Source organism: Streptomyces sp. NPDC006365 (genome assembly GCF_042870755.1).
GTDB lineage: Bacteria > Actinomycetota > Actinomycetes > Streptomycetales > Streptomycetaceae > Streptomyces > Streptomyces xiangluensis.
This window is the reverse complement of the sequence record NZ_JBIAHS010000033.1, coordinates 23,381-41,158: the sequence shown is the minus strand read 5'-3', so window position 1 is coordinate 41,158 and position 17,778 is coordinate 23,381. Positions and strand designations below refer to the sequence as shown.

Below are 17,778 nucleotides of genomic sequence, written 5' to 3'. Positions count from 1 at the left end.
TCGTGGGCCCACATCCCAAGTTTCGTGCTCCACACAGGACTTGGACATACGCCAATGTGCACCACATCCGGTCCCGTCCGCCCGAGGCGGTCCTGATGTAGCCGTGTGACAGCGGACATGATGTCGAAGACTCAGGTGCAGGAACGTGACGGGTAGCCCGGCTTCGAGGAGTTGGGTGTGCTCTTGGGCCGACGCGACGGACTTGCCGCATCCCCGCTCCCCCAGTACCACGACGGCAGGCGTGTCCCGCATGTCGTCCAGATGGCGACCGAAGGGCCGAACGGCGCGACACGACGCGCCCACGCCATCTGCTGAGGGCCAGTGCAGCGGCAGCACCCCCGCCGCAGCCCCCGCGACGGCGCTGGCGGTGGTCCTCTCCCTGTGACGGGGTCAGGCGAGATGGTCGGCGACCAGGGTGGCGAACTCGTCCGGCGTGGCCAGGCGGATGCCGAGGTCTTCGGCCTTGGCCCGCTTGGATCCCGCGTTCTCTCCCGCGACCACCAGGGTGGTCTTCTTCGACACGCTGGAGGAGGAGCGCCCTCCGGCCCGTTCGATCAGCTCGTTCATCTGGTTGCGGCTGAGTTTCTCCAGCGGCCCGGTCATCGCGCCGGTGACCACCACGGTCATGCCCGCAAGCGGCCCGCCTGCAGCCTCCGCCTCGCTCCCCCCGTCGGTGCTGGCGGGGCTGGGTGCTGTGGCGCCGGGCTCCGTCATGTTCACCCCGGCGGCGACGAGTTTGTCGATGAGCGGGGCGAGTTCGGCCAGTTCGGCGACGATGGAGGGAGCCTTTTCGGTGCCGATGCCCTCGACCTGCTGCATGGCCGTGGCGTCGGCGGCGCGGATGTTGTCCATGGTGGCGAAGTACCGGGCGATGCGCCTGGACATGGACCGTCCGGTGCCGCGTACGCCGAGTGCGCACAGCACGCGGGACAGTGGCTGTGTCTTGGCGGTGCTGATCGCGGTGAGCAGGTTGTCGGTGCTGGTCTGGCCCATCCTCTCCAGGTCGAGCAGTTGTTCGCGGGTGAGGGTGAACAGGTCGGCGAGGTCGGCGGCCAGGCCCGCTTCGACGAGCTGGACGACGCGGGTGGCGCCGAGGCCTTCGATGTCGAGCTGGTCGCGGCCCGCGGCGTAGGAGAGGGAGGCGACCAGGTGGCAGTTGCGGCCCTGTTCGCAGCGCCAGCGCTCCTGGCTGGTGTCGATGTCAAAGCCGCAGCGCGGGCACACCTCGGGAAAGACGATGGGCTGCTCCTCGCCGGTCCGTAGGTGGGCGACGGGGGCTTCGATGCGGGGAATGACGTCGCCGGCCCGGTGGACCATGACGTGATCCCCCAGCCGCAGGTCGCGGCGGGTGATGTCGGCGGCGTTGTGCAGGGTGGCGTAGGTGATGGTGGACCCCTCGATCTCAACCGGCTCCAGTACGCCGCGCGGGGCGATGATGCCGGTGCGGCCCACGTTCCACTCCACCTGAAGCAGCCGAGTGATCTTTTCCACGGCCGGGAGCTTGTAGGCGATCGCCCACCGGGGCGCCCGCGTGCCGGACCCGGCGGCCTGTTGGTCGGCTGCCAGGTCGGCCTTGATGACGATGCCGTCGATCCCGAACGGCAGCTCCGCCCTCAGCGCGGCGATTTCCTTCACGCGTCCCAAAACCTGCTCACCGGTCTGGGCGACCACGCCGGGAACCCCGGTCGAGGCGGTGGTGTTCACCCCCAACTCGGCGGCCAGAGCCATCAGTTCGCTGTGGGCGAGTTCGCCCAGCCGCTCGGTGAGGGTGGCGTCGGTGTCGGGCAGGGGCAGCAGGCCGTAGCCGAAGAACGTCATGGGCACCGTGTAGGCGCGCTCTTTGGCGCGCAGCGTGCCCGCGGCCGCGCCGCGGGGGGTGGCGAAGGGCTGCCCGCCGTGCCCGGTGCGTACCTCGTTGGCGTGCTCGAACTGGGCGGTCGTCATGAGGACTTCGCCGCGCACCTCCACGCTGACCGGGTCGGACAGCGTCGCGGGCAGGCCCTCGATGGTGCCTATCGCGTGCGAGACGTCCTCCCCCGCCGTTCCGTCCCCGCGGGTGATGAGCCGCGTGAGGCGGCCGCGGGTGTAGCGGGCGGCGATCGCGAGACCGTCCAGCTTCGGCTCCACACTCCACTGCGCCACCTCGTGGCCGACGCGCCGGGCCAAAGACACCGTCCACGCGGTGAACTCCTCCGCGGAGAACACGTTGTCGAGGCTCAGCATCGCCACGGTGTGCGGCACATCGCCTTCGACCGCACCGCCGGCGACCTTCCCGGTCGGCGAGTCCGGGAGCACCTGGTCGGGATGATCGGCCTCCCACGCGGCGATACTCCGCACCAGCCGGTCGTAGGTGTCGTCGTCCAGCGGCGAGGTGCCACCAGCGTAGTAGGCGGCCGCGGCCTTCACCGCGTCCTCGACCGCCTGCGCGTAGGCGGCGGCATCCACGATCTGTGCAACAGGAGTCGTCATAACCGTCATCCTGCCTGCCACCACTGACAACGGGCTCAAGACGCCGGTGGCGTACGGCCTATGTGCGGTCCGTTGGTGTACGACGACCCACGTAGTTGGCTGCATACGTGAAGGTCGGCTCCAGGGCGGGGCCACGTGCCCGCTTCGAAGCACTGCGCAGCGAGGCGCATCGCGTGAGGTCAGCTGTGCCCAGGGACCCCGCCACGTGACGCCTCGTGAATTCGATGGCGGTACGCAAGCCGAGCGTCGGCCGACCGTGGTCCAGGCTCCGTCGAACAGTGCGTACTCCAGCAGGTCGGGGGGCGCGCTGGACGGCCATGCGCCTGTTCCGGCCAATTGAGCCTCCACCAACTTGAAGTCGCAGGTCAAAGGGCTGGTGTGACGATCTTTCGGGATGCTCGTGCTGGTCGCGGGCGGCAGTCTGCTGAGAAGATCGTCCGCCGGGCTGCGCCAGAACCATCCTTCTGTGACGCTCGGTGTCCAGTTACGGCTGACGCCGATAGACCTTTCTGAACGGAGGCCGTGACGCTTCAGCCGTGTTGGTGCCTGGCGGCCATCGCTTGGAATATCTTCTTCGGTTCCCAGCGGGCCTCGTCGAGCACCCGGACGACGCCGTACGAGCCGAGGTCGTGCTGCCTGGGCCTGCTGTAGCCGGCGAAGGTGAACCAGAGCGCGGTGTCCACGCCTTCCTCTTCGAAGATGTCCAGCAGCTCGGTGAAGTAGCGTGCCTGTTCGTCCTCGTCCGGCACCGCGCCGTGCGGCACTTGCCAGGCCATGCCGCCACGTTCGCCCGCGCCCTGGTAGGCGCAGGTTCCGTACTCGGTTACCGCGACGGGCTTTCCGTGGGCGAGGTGGCCGCGCAGTTCGTCCCGGAAGCTGTCGGCGTTGTAGGCAGCCCGGTAGGCATCGATGCCGACGAAGTCGAACGGATGCCAGTCGACGAACTCCCAGGGCGCCGAGGCGTAGGTGACCCGCCCGCCGAAGTGCGTGCGGGCGGTCGCGGCGGCTTCGGAGAGGAAGTCATTGAGGCGTTCTTGCACCGGTCCGAGGGAGGACCACCACTCCATGTCGGCGCCGGCCATGGCCTGCAGGCGTTCGCCGTAGGTGTCGCCCGGGATGAAGCCCCCGCAGAACGCGCTGATCTCGCAGCCGGCGACGAACACCACGTCGGCGCCGGCCTCCCGCACAGCTTCGGCGCGTTGGGCGCAGTCGGCGAAGAACGGGAGTAACTGGCCGTGAGGGAGGTCCACGGGAAAGGGGGCGAACCAGACTTCAAGGCCCGTGTCAGCGGCATGCCGGGCAGCGATGCTCAGCCGTTCGGGCTCTCGCCCGGAGATACGAACGGCCTCGCAGTGGAGCTCCCTGGAGATCACCGCCATGTCGTGGCGGACTGTCTCAGGGGCGAAACCCTTGCGGGAGAGTTCTTCCCCAGGCAGGAATCCGGTGTCGTAGTTGATGCCCCGTGCGCGCACGCCCTTGCCCCTTTTCGCTTGACCGGTGCCGTGTTCTGGCAAGTCAATGCCGTGCCCGCGGTCCTTGGCCAGAGGGGGAACGCTCCGGGCGAACGTCGCGCATTGCATGCGGCGTTGTCTCAGCGGCTGACTTCAAGGAACGTTCGCCATCTTGAATTCGCTGGTCAGGGGTCTGGCGTGACATTCGTCTGGGGTCCTCGTGCTGGTCGTGGGCGGCAGTCTGCGCAGTGGATCGTCTGGCAGGACGGTTTCGCCGGTTCCTGCTCGCCGTGACCGGTACGCCTTCTACGATCCGGTCCCATGGCGGACCCCGGGGTGCTGGAACGGATCGCCGCGCGGCGAGCGGCAGTGGACGTGCTCGAAGAACGGCTGGCCAAGCAGTTGGCCAAGGTACGGGCCGAGCGAGACGAACTCGCTGTCGCCGAGCGGGTCCTTGAGCGCATGAGTGAGCAGATCGCCGTCGAGCGCACGGTAGCCGCACCAGCGGCTGGGCAGGTGGGCGGCCGAGCGGTGCTGATGGTCCCGCACCGCGCGCCGGGCGTGGAGGAAGCGGCGCTGCCGCCGGAATACCAGCGCGTCCTCGCCAGCACCGGAGTATTAGGTGGGGTTGATCTGTCCGTCTTGGATCTGGAAGTTCTCGGTCGGCGAGCAGCCGATCGACGGTGTGATCAGCAGGCTGACGGCAACCGGTGCGGGCTCGAGGCTGGCGGTGGAGAACTCGCACACCGCATGGCGGCCGGTCAGTGTGAACCAGAACCAGCCGTCCACGTCACCGACCAGAGCTCGGTCCGATTCCTTCCATGCGCCGTCCTGGAAGGTGAAGACTTGGAGGCGCACGGATGCCGCGAGCGGATCGGCCTGCGACCTCAGAGCGGTGAGCGTGAACTTGAAGTCCCGGCCCAGGATCGAGGTGGCGATCCGTCGGCGCTCCTTCGCCCGCGGATCAGGCTGTGGATCCTTCAGCTCACTGGCCGTCGGGCGGGTCTGCGGGTCCTCCGCGAGCGGGTTCGGCGGGCCACCGGTGGTTGCGCCGATCGTGACGGTAGCGGCCGTGGCGGTGGCCAGGGCGATGCCCCAGCTTATGAGCATGCGGGAGCTCTTGGTCATGACGTCTCCATGTGTAGTGATTTATTCCCTACTTGCCAGGGCGGACGGGAGGCATGGGGATTGGATCCTCGGACGAACGGAGACTGCCCCGGGTTCGACTGGACTGCACGTCGAACACTTCAAAGACGAGTTCCCGAGTCGCCGACGTCAGCACCTTCTGCGTCATCTGGCCGCGCGCCTTACGGAATCCACCGGTGCCTCCGGTGATCGCGTTGACGACCGGACTGGGTACCGGAATTCCGACTTGCTCGCCCTGGATGGCGATCTGCCCTTCCGGCAGCACCGCAGTTGCCGAGCACTGTCCTGAGTTGCGCTCGAGGTCGTTGATGACGCAGAACCCGCCTATGCGGCCGACGCGATCTTCTGGCCTCTCGGCCGAAAACAGATTTCCGCTGAAGATGACCTGGTCGCCGACGCTGCGGCCGGGCGCACCCAGATCCAGCTCTTCGCCGACTTGTAGCCGGGCCTCCACGCGGATCATGCGCGGTGAGGAACGGTCTGGACGGGGGGTTGCCGAAGTCGCAGCCGTCTTCTGCGGGGCCTCTCCAGTTGACGCGGTTCCGATGAGAGCGAGCCCCGCGGAGCCGCCGAGAACCGCAACGGCGAGGAATGAAAAGGGCCGACGAGCTAATGTCACAGTCGCCTCCTTTTTATGGGAATGGCCAGATTTAAGGTCGTGCCGGACATCGATATCGCCGTCGACGCGTTGGTTCGGTTCACAGAAGGTGCCGAGAGAAGGAAAGGTGTCCGTAGCGGAGTTGGGCACCGCAGGAAACAAGCAAAAGAGTCCTGTGGCGTAACCGCGAGAGTTTCGTCATATTCACTCTGGTCGGACGAACTTCCTCCGAATCCATTCATGAGGGACTTTCCGTCTAGCGGCAACGTTAATGGCGGTGATGGTGACGCGCTCAACAGAGGGCCGCTATTGGGGCCATTGGGGTGCGTTACTCAGGTTGAACTCGTGGGATCCATGAGCCCGTGACGGTTCTTGATCGTTGCGGGGCGACGTCGCCACGGAGTACGCGCATGGGGGCGGACTGACGACCAGGGAGCAGGAGAAGCGGGAGCGGGTACGTCTTCAGGCGGCCGTCACGGCAAGAACGCCCGTGACTGCAATCATGGGCGAACGGGACTTCGGGACCACGACCGCTGAGGAACAGCGCCGTACCGCGTGGCGGCAGCCGCTACCGACGCGGCAGTCGGTCAGCAGCCCTCGCATCCCGTCAGGCCAGGTGACCCGTGCCAAGCTCGTAACCGGACAGGACGGGAGCGGGATCGTGAACACCAGCAGCGCGCCTTTGTACTACGTCCCTTGGTCCCCCGAGGAACCGGGCTGGTCGATCGAGCAGGCGGGCATCCGCGGCGCTGATTGGCTCATGGGGCAGCCCGGCCAGAAGCTGGTGCTGGTCAGCCAGAAGCAGAACTATGTGCGGTGTGCATCGTGAAGTTCCAGTTCATGGCTCTGATGTGCGCGCATCGTGCCGTGCTCGCGCTGGTCGGCGGCGGGTGTCCACGGTGAAGATCGTCTGCATGGGCGGCCGGGGCGGGTTCTTGGGTTCTGCTGCGCCTGTCGTGAGGGTCCGCCTACGCCCGCTCAATGAGGGTTGTTCATCTTGAAGTTGCTGGTCGCAGGGTTGGTGTGATGGCTTTCCCTGGTGCTCGAGCTGGTCGTGGCCGGTTGTCCGGGTTGTAGATCATTTGTCAGCGGGCGATCTCGAGGTTCGTGAGGGCGAGGAGGGCCCGCAGGAGGGTGGTGGCGTGCCGGGCATCCAGGCGGAGCTTGGCCAGGATGCGCCAGTTCTTCAGGTGGGCGAACGCGTGCTCGCAGGCGGCGCGCTCGGCGGCGATCAACGTTGACCTGCTTCTTCGCCGTGGTGAGAGGCTTGATGCGGGCGGCCTTGAAGCCGGTGATGATCACTGGGTTGTCGGGGTCGTCGTCCAGGCCGGTGAAGCCGAGGTCGGCGATGGCACCGAGTCCGGCCTCGCGGAGATGCCGGGTGATGCCGTTATGGCGAGCGGTGGTGATCTCGGAGGACCGCCCCGGGCGGGCGGCGGAGATCCAGATCAGCCGGCCGCGGGTGTCGGTGATGCCAAGGAACAGCAGACCGTGGGACTTGTGTTTCCCGCTGTAGTTGCGGCGGTTGTCGCTTCCGGTGCGGCGGCGGGTGCGCACCAGGGTGCCGTCGAGCAGGACGACGTGACCACCCTTTCGGATGATTCTCTTCAGGGCCCGGTCGAGGCGTTCTGCGCGGGCGGCCAGCAGACCGGTCACCTCCAGCACCCAGCGGCGGACGGTGCTGGCGGAGATGTTGTTGCCGCCGGCCATGTCGCAAAGCCGCTGGTCGTGTCGGAGGACGGCCAGGACGATGACCGCGATCCGGCCGGCGGGCGGCTTCCGCCACCGCGACTTGATCTTCTTGAGGTGGGCGCGGATCAGCCGGGTGACGGTGGAGATGGTGGCCGTGGACAGCGGAAAGCGGACTTGGTAGACAGGGGCCTCGGTGCCCTCGGCGGAGTTCAGATTCTTTCGCATACAACCCCAACTACCACCAGGGGCACGTCAGTTACGGCAGGAACACCAGGTTTCGCATCCCGTGCTCACAGCACGGTGATGAACCGCCCGGTTGGGGTCTTGTGCAGCCAGCTCCGCTCGGTCAGCCGGTTCAGCCTGCTCCGCATCGCCTCACGGATCCGCGGCTCGGTACTGCTCTCGAGCAGTCGGCACACGTACTGAGCCATGACCGGCTCGTCGGCCGAGCGGACGACGTCGAGGACCTTCCGGTACTCCTCGGGCAGGGCCTTCTCGTCCATGCCCTTCTCCCGGTGCGGCACCAGCAGCACCGCTCGGCCCGCGACCTGCCCGGCAGCCGGGGCGGACGCCTCGTCCGCCTCCGCTTCGGCCCACCCCACTCACACCAGCCCCGCGACCAATTCAGGGTGAAACACGCTCAGTGCTCCATGTAGGGGTCGGTGATCTCACGGAGCCGGGTGAGGGTGTCGCGGAGCTGGTCTATGCGACGCTTGCCGAGGTGGGCGGTCCACTCGGCCTCGATCTTGGCGATGGCCCCGTCGCCGATGGGGCGCAGGGCGCGTGCGCGTTCCGTCAGGCGCACCAGGCGGGCACGGGCGTCGGTGGGATCGGGGGTGCGTTCCACGTATCCGGCACTTTCGAGCTGGTCGACGAGGTAGCCGGCGGTCTGTTTGGTGACCTGGGCGGCTTCCGCCAGCTCGCTTAGTCGGGAGCCGTTGTCGTTGACGCGCTGCAGGAGCTTCGCTTGTGCAGTTGTGATGTCGTCGTGGCCCGCTGCGGCCAGTTCGGCGAAGACCCGGTTTTCCAAGGCCCGGTACGGGATGAAGAGCAGGAGCCCGATGTTGAGGTCTTCGGCCACGCTACTCCTTGACGATGGTCAGAGCTTCTGACTAATTTAGTCAGAGAGGCTGACTTAAGTGGTCAGGTCATTGTACCAAAAACGCTGGGGGGCGGGCATGGAGAAGGCGGCGATGTGGCAGGTCATCGATGACGAACGAGCCGGTCTGGCCGATTTGCTCGCCTCGCTGACCGAGGAGCAATGGACCTGCCCCTCGCTCTGCGAGGGGTGGACCGTGCGCGAAGTGGCGGCCCATCTGAGTATTGGCCCGCGAGCCCGGCTGATGCCGATACTGATCGAGACCGTCCGCGCGCGCGGCAATTTCAACCGCCTCGTCGACAACACCGCCCGGCGGGAAGCGGCGCGCGCCCCGGGCGAGCTCGTGACCGAACTGCGGGCGGTATCCGGATCCCGGCATCTCGCGCCGGGACAGAAGCTCGCCGATGCCATGATGGACGTCCTCGTTCACGGCCAGGACATCGCCATCCCGCTCGGCCTCGACCGTCCCATGCCGCTTGAGGCCGCCCGCTGCTCGGCCGAGCACACCTGGCGGATGGGCTTTCCGTTCCATGCCCGCAGGCGGCTGCGCGGCTACCGTCTCGTGGCCACCGACGTCTCATGGTCGGCCGGAAGCGGCGCCGTGATCAGCGGCCCGATTGCGACCCTCCTGCTTCTGGCCTCCGGCCGCCACGCCGCCCTGTCCCAGCTCGCCGGGCCGGGAGCCACCGCCCTTCGCACTCGTACTCCGGCCGACCGGTGAGAGTGTGCGGCGGAGCAGGGCCAAGGTGAGTGATCGTCGGCGCTCGCCGTCACGAGGGTGAGGCAGATGTCAACCCCGGTTGTCAGACGATCATCACGCTCGGCAACCATCCACGACCTGCGCGAGCACCGACCACCCCACTCACACCAGCCCTCCGACCAGCAACTTCAGGGTGAAACACGCTCAATGAGACACGCCCTTCGGTGGCGCCGCACGCCCGGCCGCCGGTCACCACGGATCGGGCAGGCCCTCTCCCGTGGTGATCAGGCTGCGCAGGCTGCCGTTGACGTAGTGCAGCCAGGCAGTGGAGCAAGCGCCGAAGCACTCGACGTCTGGCACCAGGCCGACGTGGGTGAACTGCAGCTCGGTGCCGCCGGCCGCGGGCACGATGTCGAACACGATCTCGCTTCCGGTCCACTCGCCCGGCTCCGAGATGAAGGTCAGGTGGCTGTCGGTGACCCGCCAGACCACGCGGCGGCCCGGCTCGAGCTCGACCACGCGCTGGAGGCTGTAGTGCTGGGGTGGATGCCGGTAGGTGAACTCGGCACCCAGCTCGTCGGCACGCCCCTCGATCTGACCCGTCCACCAGGCGCGGACGTCCAGGATGGCGGCGAAGACCTCCTCCGGTGACTGCTCGACCGGGTACGACGTCGAGTAGCCGCGCTCGGTGCGCGCCGTGCTTGCTGTGCCCATTTCGTGGCTGCCCGTCATGAGTGATCAGATCCTTGTCTCTTCGTGTCCAGTGATGAGCGGTTGCGGGATCCAGTGCCAGGTGCTGACCCGGACATCGCTCGGCACGGGCCGTCCCTTGCCGGTCTCGACCAGCCGGGGCGCAACCGGTGCGGGACGTCCACCAGCTCGTTTCCTCTTCCTCGGTTTCCGGGTGTGCGCGCCCGCTCAAGGCGCGGTCGTCCGGCGCCGCCACGGACGTGGCGGCGAGTTGCGGATGTACGGGTGCGGTCAGCCCGGCTTGCTGCTCTGGATCCGCTCGGCGATCCGCTTGATCCGCTGCAGCCGGGCGTCCCAGGTCGCGCCGACCGCGGACAGCTGGGCGACCGCACGGGCGAGCTGGGCCTCGTCCACCTCGTAGCGACGCGCGCGCCCCGCCGGCGTCACGTGCACCAGGCCGACGCGGTCCAGCACACCCAGGTGCTTGGCGACCGCCTGCCGGGTGACGGGCAGCCGCTCGCTGAGCGTGGTCGCCGTACCGCCTCCGTCGGCGAGGAGCAGGTCGAGGATCCGTCGCCGGGTCGGGTCGCCGACCGCGGACCAGAGATCGTCATCGATCGCAGTACTCACGGCCGCGTGACCAGCCTGTTGGCATATGTGACGAGGCGCGGGAGGAAGAGGTCCCAGCCGCGGACGTGGTCGAGGTATGCCTCCTCCAGCACGGCGGTCTCCCACCCGCGCTCACGGAAGCCGGTCTCCGCAAAGCGCAGCAGTGTGCCGTCACCGGACGGAACGAGGTCGAAGGTGACGAGGAGGGAGTTGCCTGGCGCCGCCGACTCGCCCTCGTCGTACACCCAGCGGAACGCGAATCGGCGGGGCGGGTCAGCCTCCAGGACAGTGAGTGGCTCAATCTTCGCGTCCGGCGAGGCCGGGTCGCCGAAGGTGACTGCGCCGGTGGCGCCGGGGACCGGGTCGAGCTCGGCGTCGTCGGGCCACCACTCGCGCAGGTGCTCTGGAGAGCTGATCACCTCGTAGACCACCTCGGGGGTGGCGTTAATGCGGAGCTCCCGCTCGATGCTTCCGTACTCCATGTGACCCTCCTGGCCTCAACGCAACTGACGGTTGCGCGTCAGCGTATCCGGCGCAGTTCATTAACGCAACGTTTGGTTGCACAAACGGTTTCGGGCGGCTCCCCGGTTCCGAAATTGGCAAGGCGCCCCGGTGCGATACCCGTTGCAGCATTGAGCGGTGTGCTGGGCGACCGCGCTGGTCAGGGCCCTGGTGGCCCTGACGAACCGGAGGGATACGGGCACGCCGCCGCTTACCGCGAGCACCACGGTCATCTCGACGTGACCTCCGGCCATGTCACCGACAGCGGACACCGCCTGGGCCAGTGGATCCTCAACGCCCGCCAGCACCGCCGCAAGGGCTGGATGCCCGCCGACCGGATCACCGCGCTGGACCGGATCGGCATGATCTGGACGCTCTGGGAATCCGATGGAGCGTGCCTCCGGCCTGATCCGGGGAACCGACGAAATGCGGCTCCCGAGGTGACGGAATGCGCCGAGCGCGTCCCGCCGCCTTGAGCGCTGCGGCGATGCTTGCGGGCTTGGTCACGTCGAGTTCGACGACGCGGAGCTGGTCCGACTCGGGCAGGACGCCCGCACAGGGGGTGCGCATCGTGGCGATGACGTTCCACCCCTGCGCGTGGGAGTGGAGGGCGGTCTCCCGGCCGTATCCGGACGACGTACCCGTGATCAGAACTGTCTGCATGCTGTGCCCCTCGGCGATGTGATGGGATCCGCGGAGCACAGGCATTTTCCTGCTCCGCAGAAGAACTCGTAATCCCATTGAATCGCCCTGACCTGCGGAAATAGAAGAACTGTCCTCGCTCCCCCTTGCGTAATCCTCCTCCGGTCAGTTGCATCCCCGCTCAGGGCAGGACACCGGTGGGGGCACGCGCGGCATCGCGCAGGCGGGCGGCGTCCCGGCTGGGCGGTGCGCCGAACTGGCGGCGGTACTCCCGGCTGAACTGGGAGGGGTTGTCGTAGCCGACGCGTTGGCCGACTCCGGTGACATCGCCCGGGTGGGTGGCGAGCAGCAGTCGGGCTTCCTGGAGCCGGATGTGCTTCTGGAACTGGATGGGACTCATCGCGGTCACGGCCTGGAAGTTGCGGTAGAAGGCGGAGGCGCTCATGCCGGACATCCGTGCCACGTCCTCGACCCGGAAGGGCTGCGCGTAGTGTTCGCGGATCCAGCGCACGGCCCGGGAGACATGGCTGAGGCTGCTGTCGGCGAGGCCGAGCTGGCGGACCGTCGCACCCTGCTCGCTGGTGATCAGGCGCCACAGGATCTCACGCTTGACCAGCGGGGCCAGTACGGCCCGGTCGCGGGGCTCGTCAAGCAGCCGCAGCAGCCGGACCACCGCGTCGAGCAGCGCGGGCGAGGCATCGCTGACGGCGATCCCCGAGGGCGTGCCGCCGCCGGCGCGGGGGGCGTCTCCGGGACCGGCCTGGAGGAGCAACTCGGCGACGGCGGAGGGTTCCAGCGTGAGCCCGAAGCCGAGCGCCGGCTGTTCGGGGTCGGCCTGGGTGAACTGTCCGGTGACGGGCAGGTCGACGGATGCGACCAGGTACTGCCCGGGGCCGTACTCGTAGACCCGGTCACCGAGAGCGAGTCGTTTGGCGCCCTGGGCGATGACCGCCAGCACCATGCCGGACATGGACGGGGCCGGCGGGTCCGGACGGTCGACCTTCGAGACGAGGACGCCGTCGATGGCGGTGGTCCAGTCGGGCCCGGCGTGCCGGGCCAGCAGGGTGCGGAGCTCTTCGAGGTGCATGCGTCCATTGCAGCACCGTTGCGGGCCATGGCTCCCGTACTCGCGAGGATCGTGCAAGTGCGGGCGAGCATCGTTCTAACGTTTCCACAGGTCAAGTGGGTTGAATGGAATCACCGCACTCCACCACCGACCGAGAAGGCAACCATGATCGCCAACTACGGCTTCAGCGCCACCCTGACCGCCAGGCCCGGCATGGGCGACCGGCTGGTCGACCTGCTGCTGACCGGCCTGAACGAGGGCAGCCCCGGCGCGAGCGAACACTGCGTCGTCTACCTGGTCTCCCGTTCCGCGTCCGATTCCGACGTCGTCCACGTCACCGAGGGCTGGACCAGCGAGGACGACCATCACCGGATCTTCGCCGGTGAGGCCGCCCAGGCCATCGTGGCGCAGATCGACCCGCTGCTGGCCAACGAGCCCGAGTACACCGACTACGTCCCGGTCCGCGGCAAGGCCGCCTTCTAAAGCCTCGATCACTCCCCCGGCCTGCCGCCTCCGCGCCCGCCGAGGCGGCATCTTCCTCGCCCGGCCGTCCGGCACCACCCACGAAAGGCAACGACCATGACCACGGCACGACCCGCCCTGGACCCCGAACTGCGTGAGCTCCTGGCCGACATGCCCCTCATGTCCCGGCTCACCCCGGAAGTCCTCGCGCAACTGCGCCAACTCCCCTCGACACCCATCGAATCCCTCCTCGAACACCGACAGGTCGACCGGCGCGAGATCACCGTGCCCGCCAAGGACGGTGCCCCGATCCCTCTGTCGGTCCTCAGCCCTGCGAACACCGATCGCACCACCGCCGTACCCTGCATCTACTGGATCCACGGCGGCGGGATGGTCATGGGCGACCGCTTTTCCCAGATCGACATCCCGCTGGAGTGGCTCGACCGGTTCGGCGCGGTCGTGGTCTCCGTGGACTACCGGCTCGCGCCGGAGGCCACCGGCACCGTCCTGGTCGACGACTGCTACCGGGGATTGCTCTGGGTCGCTGAACACACCGCCGAACTGGGCATCGACCCCGCCCGGATCGTCGTCGCGGGCGCCAGCGCGGGAGGCGGCCTCGCCGCCGGCGTCACCCTGCTGGCCCGCGACCTCGGCAGCCCGGCGATCGCCGCGCAGATGCTGATCTGCCCCATGCTCGACCACCGCAACACCACCACCTCCAGCCGCCAGTACTCCGGCGTGCCCGGCGTCTGGACCGGTGAGATGAACGCGTTCGGATGGGGCTCGGTCCTCGGCGACCTCACCGACACCGAGGTGTCCCAATACGTCTCGCCGACGTTGGCCGAGGATCTCTCGGGCCTGCCGACCACCTACATCGACACCGGCTCCGCCGAGGTCTTCCGTGACGAGGACACCGACTACGCCACCCGCATCTGGGCGGTGGGCGGCCAGGCCGAACTCCACGTCTGGGCGGGCGGCTTCCACGGCTTCGACGCCCTGTATCCGCAGGCACACATCTCGACCACAGCCCGCCGAACCCGCACCGACTGGCTCGCCCGACTTCTGCCCTCGAACTGCGCCACATAGCGCCGCTGACTCCAGCCGACGGTGCATAGACCGTAGCTTTCACGGATACGCGGTCAGCCCCCCCACAGTTGGCGAGTTTCGCCGACTCGAACGCTCAGAGTTCAGCTTGGGGACGTTGAGGGCGCCGCCCCGGCACGCACGGGAACGGCTGCGCGACCGACCGGAACCCCGGCAACAACGAGCACGAGGTGCCGGCGTCGGCTACCTCGGAGGACGTAGGTCTTCCGGGTCCTGGGCGACACTGGTCAAGTGATCATCGAACGCGCGTATGCCCATCTCTCCTCGTACGACGAGGACACCTGGCCCTGGTCGCTGCCCTGCGTCCGGCAGCTGCTCGACGAAGGGCTGCGCTTCACCGCACCGGTGACCTTTCTGGTCGGTGAGAACGGCTCGGGGAAGTCGACCCTGGTCGAGGCGCTGGCGGAGGGGTTTGGTCTGGACTCCTACGGCGGCTCCCACGACTGGCGCTACGCCTCCCCGCGTGGCAAGTCGGCGCTCGGCGAGCGGATGAGGTTCGACGCGGCCTCGCGCGGGCGCCGCATGGTCACCAGCTGGTCGGCCCGCAAGGGCTTCTTCCTGCGGGCCGAGACTGCGCTGGACGCCCTGAGCAGGGAGGGGTTCTCGCCGGACTCGGTCAGCCACGGCGAGGGCTTTCTCGCGGCGTTCCGCGGGAAGTTCCTGCACGCCGGGCTCTATGTTCTCGACGAGCCGGAGGCGGCGCTCTCCTTCTCTTCGTGCCTCGAACTGATCGGGCACATCGACCGGTTGGCCAAGGAGGGCGGTCAGGTCATCTGTGCCACGCACTCCCCGTTGCTGACAGCCCTGCCTGGCGCGGACATCGTCGAGGTCGGCGAGCACGGCATACGCAGGGTCGCCTGGCGGGAGCTCGGCGTCGTGGATCACTGGCGCCGCTATCTCGCCGACCCGCACGTCTATCTGCGGCACATCGTCGAACCGTAGGCGGCGTCCTGCTCAACTGTCGTCACCAGGGCGATGTACCAGTCGGGGGGACCCGGTCCGTTCCCGTCGACTTCGGGATCCCCTGGCGCACGGTCTACGGCTTTTTCCAGCGATGGCGGGCAAGTGGCGACCTGGCCCACATCCATGCCGAGCTGCACCAGATGGTCCGTGTTCACGTCCCAGATCGCCGTGAACAGATCGCGAGCGGCTTCAGGCTGGCCTCGGTGGTGGTGCAATTCCACCCCGTGGCCGATCCGGGTGATCGTTGGGTCGGTGATCATCGGCTGTTCCTTCACAGGAGGCTCATCTCGTGACAGTCACACGATCGTAGGAGCGCGGACGACTCCGATCGCCCCGGCGGACTCGGGCCGGGGTGAGCCGGTCGGGTGCGGCGGGTTTCTCCCAGGGCCGGCGGAGGTCCTCGGCGAGCGGCCGGGCGAGCCGGAGTTGGGTGTGGGCGACGATCAGAATCCAGGTCCACCGGTCCGCGGCCTCGGGAGTACGGAGTTTCGGGGTGGTCCAGCCGAGAGTCTGCTTCGCGAAGCGGAAGGTGTGCTCCAGATCGAAGCGGCGGAGAAATGCCTGCCAGTAACGGTCCACGTCGTCCCGGGGTAGTGCCGGTCTTCGAGGACCATAACCACACCGGCGGAGCGTCCCGGTCCTTCGAAAGGTGCTCGACCTTCAGCCGGATCAACGTGCCCTCAACCACGGGTAGTTCACCGTCGTGGTCGAGCCAGGAGGAGCGGTGGGTGAGCCTTGGGCGGACCCGGTCCCAGGCCTGGGTTTCGGCTTTGCCGTAGTTGGTGGTGTCGGTGACGGTAGTGATCGCGGGCTCGGGCCATGTCTCCGGCTTGGTGAAGCGGAATTCCGGGCCGTGCTTGGGCGGCCGGCCGTTGACACCGTGCATCCTCGGTGGTTTCGGCAGACGCATGACGCGGTCGGAGCGGACCCGGCCGACCAGCTCGACCGGCAGGTCACGCAGGGCGAAGGCTGCCACCGCCTTTGCCGCGTGGTCCTTGTCCTCGGCGCTGCAGATCTCCTGGATCGCGCGCTTGGCCGCAGGCTGCGCGGCCTTCGGCAGGGCGTCCAGGCAATTGGCGGTCTTGTGAACCCAACACCGCTGGTGGCGGGTGGTGGGGAAGACCTCGTTCAACGCGTTCCAGAAGCCGAGTGCGCCGTCGCCGACGGCCAGGACCGGGGCGCGCATGCCGCGCCGCGCGCAGTCCCGCAGCAGCCCGGCCCATGCCTCGGATGATTCGCGGTAGCCATCGGTCATCGCGATGAGTTCCTTCGTGCCGTCCGCCCACACGCCCATCAGCACCAGCACGGCTGCCTTCGCTTCCTCCAGGCGGATCCGCAGGTGGACGCCGTCGGCCCAGACGTAGACGTAGTCGGTGCCCGACACGTCACGGTCCTGGAAGGCAGCGTGATCAGCCTGCCACTGGGTGGTCAGCCGGGTCACCGTCGCCGGCGAGAGGCCGGCGGCTGAGCCGAGGAACTGCTCCAGCGCAGGCACGAAGTCGCCGGTGGACAGGCCGTGCAGATAGAGCAGCGGCGACACTTCTGCGATCTTCGGGGACTTGCGGCACCAGGGCGGCAGGATCGCCGAGGAGAACCGCCGACGTTCGCCCGTGGCCTCGTCGATGCGCTTGTCGTTGACGCGCGGTACCCTCACCTCGACCGTCCCGGCAGCGATGGCCACCTTCCGCGGCTGGTGGTAGCCGTTGCGAACCACCATGCGGCGGCCCGACTCGTCCCGCTGCTCGGTCAACTCAGCTATGTAGGTGTTGACTTCCGCTTCCAGGGCGGCGGTCAGCACCCTCCTCGCGCCCTCCCGGACGATCTCGTCGATCAGGGAGCCGTTCGGGGTGGAGCCATCGGCATTGACACGCTCAGCACGGGCGTGCCTTCCCGACCGACGTTCGCAGCGTCGGCCTATTCGGTGACCTTCAATCGATCACTCGGGAAGGTACGCCCTTCGCGTGCTCCCCGAGGCCCGATCCACAGGTCATGAGCATTGCTCCGCTCAGTGACCTGCACGTTTATGAGGGACTGAAAGGGTCCGAAGAGTTGGCCGGGCCTCCTCGTCCCTTCAGCGACGTATGGCGTCCAGGATCCGAGCCTTCACCGACCCGGGCCCCGCCGTCCTGGGGTTTCGTTTTCTGCCGGGTCCCGCTCGAAGCGGACGAGGAGCAGCCCGTCAGGGACCAGTGACTCACGTCACGAGCAGAGCGTCCTGATCAGCGCCTCGTTGATCTCCTTGGCCTGGGCGTCAGTGACTGCGTGGTCGCTGGTGGAGAACCGGTCCTTGGCTTTCGTGTCGGACTCGCCGAACTTCGTTGAGGGTGGCGCACTGGTCGCGTGCGGCGTCGATCGCCTTGTCCTCGTCGGTGACGATGGCGGGGTTGACGTCCTTGAGGGCGGCGATGAGCGCGCTGCGCTCGGAACCGGTGGGCACCGCCGGGATGTCGTCGCTGCTGCAGGCAGTGAGGGTGATGGTGAGTACGGCCGTGACGGTGGCTGCGTAACGGATGCGCACGGTACTCCCTGGTACGTGGTGACAGGAGTGCTCAGGGTGTCAGCGCTGAGCGACAGGCACGGGGCTTG

20 protein-coding genes and 3 pseudogenes are annotated in these 17,778 nt (G+C 67.9%); 6 read left to right on the top strand and 17 right to left on the bottom strand.

The genetic code is table 11. The features are described 5' to 3' along the window. Positions 1-390: 390 nt before the first annotated feature. From ligA to ACFYO0_RS45120, 5 genes are all read right to left on the bottom strand, one after another. Positions 391-2,469 (bottom strand): NAD-dependent DNA ligase LigA, encoded by a 2,079-nt coding sequence (ligA, locus tag ACFYO0_RS45140; protein ID WP_388687904.1) that lies wholly within the window; start codon positions 2,467-2,469, stop codon positions 391-393. A gap of 530 nt (positions 2,470-2,999) precedes the next feature. Beyond that, entirely contained in the window at positions 3,000-3,941 is a 942-nt protein-coding gene (locus ACFYO0_RS45135; RefSeq protein WP_388687902.1) for a hypothetical protein, read from the bottom strand. A gap of 285 nt (positions 3,942-4,226) precedes the next feature. Then, a complete protein-coding gene (locus tag ACFYO0_RS45130; RefSeq protein WP_388687899.1) occupies positions 4,227-4,469 on the bottom strand; it encodes a hypothetical protein in 243 nt (80 codons plus the stop codon). Positions 4,470-4,538: 69 nt separating this feature from the next. Next, positions 4,539-5,048, bottom strand: coding sequence for a hypothetical protein (locus ACFYO0_RS45125; protein ID WP_388687896.1), 510 nt, complete (start codon positions 5,046-5,048; stop codon positions 4,539-4,541). A gap of 28 nt (positions 5,049-5,076) precedes the next feature. Continuing rightward, a complete protein-coding gene (locus tag ACFYO0_RS45120; RefSeq protein WP_388687893.1) occupies positions 5,077-5,529 on the bottom strand; it encodes a hypothetical protein in 453 nt (150 codons plus the stop codon). Positions 5,530-6,154: 625 nt separating this feature from the next. Between ACFYO0_RS45120 and ACFYO0_RS45115 the strand changes: the two genes are divergently transcribed. After that, on the top strand, positions 6,155-6,493 hold the full coding sequence (locus ACFYO0_RS45115; protein WP_388687890.1) for a hypothetical protein: 339 nt from the start codon (positions 6,155-6,157) through the stop codon (positions 6,491-6,493). 149 nt (positions 6,494-6,642) lie between these two features. Here the strand turns inward: ACFYO0_RS45115 and ACFYO0_RS45110 are convergent, their stop codons facing one another. The 3 genes from ACFYO0_RS45110 to ACFYO0_RS45100 all read right to left on the bottom strand — a co-directional run bounded on the left by ACFYO0_RS45110 (position 6,643) and on the right by ACFYO0_RS45100 (position 8,437). Continuing rightward, positions 6,643-7,581 (bottom strand): transposase family protein, encoded by a 939-nt coding sequence (locus ACFYO0_RS45110; RefSeq protein ID WP_388687887.1) that lies wholly within the window; start codon positions 7,579-7,581, stop codon positions 6,643-6,645. Between the two features lie 65 nt (positions 7,582-7,646). After that, positions 7,647-7,958 carry a hypothetical protein gene (locus ACFYO0_RS45105; protein ID WP_388687885.1) on the bottom strand — a complete coding sequence of 104 codons (312 nt, stop codon included), beginning with the start codon at positions 7,956-7,958 and terminating at the stop codon, positions 7,647-7,649. A gap of 38 nt (positions 7,959-7,996) precedes the next feature. Further along, on the bottom strand, positions 7,997-8,437 hold the full coding sequence (locus ACFYO0_RS45100; protein ID WP_388687883.1) for a MarR family winged helix-turn-helix transcriptional regulator: 441 nt from the start codon (positions 8,435-8,437) through the stop codon (positions 7,997-7,999). Between the two features lie 97 nt (positions 8,438-8,534). Between ACFYO0_RS45100 and ACFYO0_RS45095 the strand changes: the two genes are divergently transcribed. After that, positions 8,535-9,176 (top strand): maleylpyruvate isomerase family mycothiol-dependent enzyme, encoded by a 642-nt coding sequence (locus ACFYO0_RS45095; protein ID WP_388687880.1) that lies wholly within the window; start codon positions 8,535-8,537, stop codon positions 9,174-9,176. A 228-nt stretch (positions 9,177-9,404) separates the two neighbouring features. Here ACFYO0_RS45095 and ACFYO0_RS45090 read toward each other — a convergent pair whose 3' ends face one another. The 3 genes from ACFYO0_RS45090 to ACFYO0_RS45080 all read right to left on the bottom strand — a co-directional run bounded on the left by ACFYO0_RS45090 (position 9,405) and on the right by ACFYO0_RS45080 (position 10,936). Next, positions 9,405-9,887, bottom strand: a complete 483-nt coding sequence (locus tag ACFYO0_RS45090) for an SRPBCC domain-containing protein (protein WP_388687878.1) — start codon at positions 9,885-9,887, stop codon at positions 9,405-9,407. Between the two features lie 249 nt (positions 9,888-10,136). Beyond that, positions 10,137-10,475, bottom strand: a complete 339-nt coding sequence (locus ACFYO0_RS45085; protein WP_388687876.1) for an ArsR/SmtB family transcription factor — start codon at positions 10,473-10,475, stop codon at positions 10,137-10,139. Continuing rightward, positions 10,472-10,936: an SRPBCC family protein gene (locus ACFYO0_RS45080; RefSeq protein WP_388687874.1), complete on the bottom strand. Its 465-nt coding sequence runs from the start codon at positions 10,934-10,936 to the stop codon at positions 10,472-10,474. The genes ACFYO0_RS45085 and ACFYO0_RS45080 overlap by 4 nt, the downstream gene beginning before the upstream one ends. On the opposite strand from ACFYO0_RS45080, the gene ACFYO0_RS45075 reads away from it, so the two are divergent. Beyond that, a complete protein-coding gene (locus ACFYO0_RS45075; protein ID WP_388687871.1) occupies positions 10,937-11,431 on the top strand; it encodes a helicase associated domain-containing protein in 495 nt (164 codons plus the stop codon). Between the two features lie 49 nt (positions 11,432-11,480). Here the strand turns inward: ACFYO0_RS45075 and ACFYO0_RS45070 are convergent. Together ACFYO0_RS45070 and ACFYO0_RS45065 are read right to left on the bottom strand one after the other, a co-directional pair. Further along, positions 11,481-11,618, bottom strand: a pseudogene (locus tag ACFYO0_RS45070) (short-chain dehydrogenase/reductase); the annotation flags it as partial. A 160-nt stretch (positions 11,619-11,778) separates the two neighbouring features. Next, on the bottom strand, positions 11,779-12,684 hold the full coding sequence (locus tag ACFYO0_RS45065; protein WP_388687869.1) for an AraC family transcriptional regulator N-terminal domain-containing protein: 906 nt from the start codon (positions 12,682-12,684) through the stop codon (positions 11,779-11,781). 144 nt (positions 12,685-12,828) lie between these two features. Between ACFYO0_RS45065 and ACFYO0_RS45060 the strand changes: the two genes are divergently transcribed. The 3 genes from ACFYO0_RS45060 to ACFYO0_RS45050 all read left to right on the top strand — a co-directional run bounded on the left by ACFYO0_RS45060 (position 12,829) and on the right by ACFYO0_RS45050 (position 15,171). Then, positions 12,829-13,146 carry a putative quinol monooxygenase gene (locus ACFYO0_RS45060; RefSeq protein WP_388687866.1) on the top strand — a complete coding sequence of 106 codons (318 nt, stop codon included), beginning with the start codon at positions 12,829-12,831 and terminating at the stop codon, positions 13,144-13,146. Between the two features lie 96 nt (positions 13,147-13,242). After that, the gene (locus ACFYO0_RS45055; protein WP_388687864.1) at positions 13,243-14,211 is read left to right on the top strand and encodes an alpha/beta hydrolase; all 969 of its coding nucleotides are present in this window, start codon (positions 13,243-13,245) and stop codon (positions 14,209-14,211) included. A 249-nt stretch (positions 14,212-14,460) separates the two neighbouring features. Then, positions 14,461-15,171 (top strand): AAA family ATPase, encoded by a 711-nt coding sequence (locus ACFYO0_RS45050; RefSeq protein ID WP_388687862.1) that lies wholly within the window; start codon positions 14,461-14,463, stop codon positions 15,169-15,171. On the opposite strand, the gene ACFYO0_RS45045 is transcribed toward ACFYO0_RS45050, so the two are convergent. From ACFYO0_RS45045 to ACFYO0_RS45030, 4 genes and pseudogenes are all read right to left on the bottom strand, one after another. Continuing rightward, on the bottom strand, positions 15,144-15,467 hold the full coding sequence (locus ACFYO0_RS45045) for a hypothetical protein (RefSeq protein ID WP_388687860.1): 324 nt from the start codon (positions 15,465-15,467) through the stop codon (positions 15,144-15,146). The genes ACFYO0_RS45050 and ACFYO0_RS45045 overlap by 28 nt on opposite strands. Positions 15,468-15,513: 46 nt before the next feature. After that, positions 15,514-16,162 (bottom strand): annotated as a pseudogene (locus ACFYO0_RS45040) (transposase); the annotation flags it as partial. Continuing rightward, a pseudogene (locus ACFYO0_RS45035) lies at positions 16,151-17,026 on the bottom strand (IS256 family transposase); the annotation flags it as partial. The pseudogenes ACFYO0_RS45040 and ACFYO0_RS45035, both read right to left, overlap by 12 nt. Before the next feature lie 417 nt (positions 17,027-17,443). Further along, entirely contained in the window at positions 17,444-17,710 is a 267-nt protein-coding gene (locus ACFYO0_RS45030) for a hypothetical protein (protein WP_388687857.1), read from the bottom strand. Positions 17,711-17,778 lie beyond the last annotated feature (68 nt).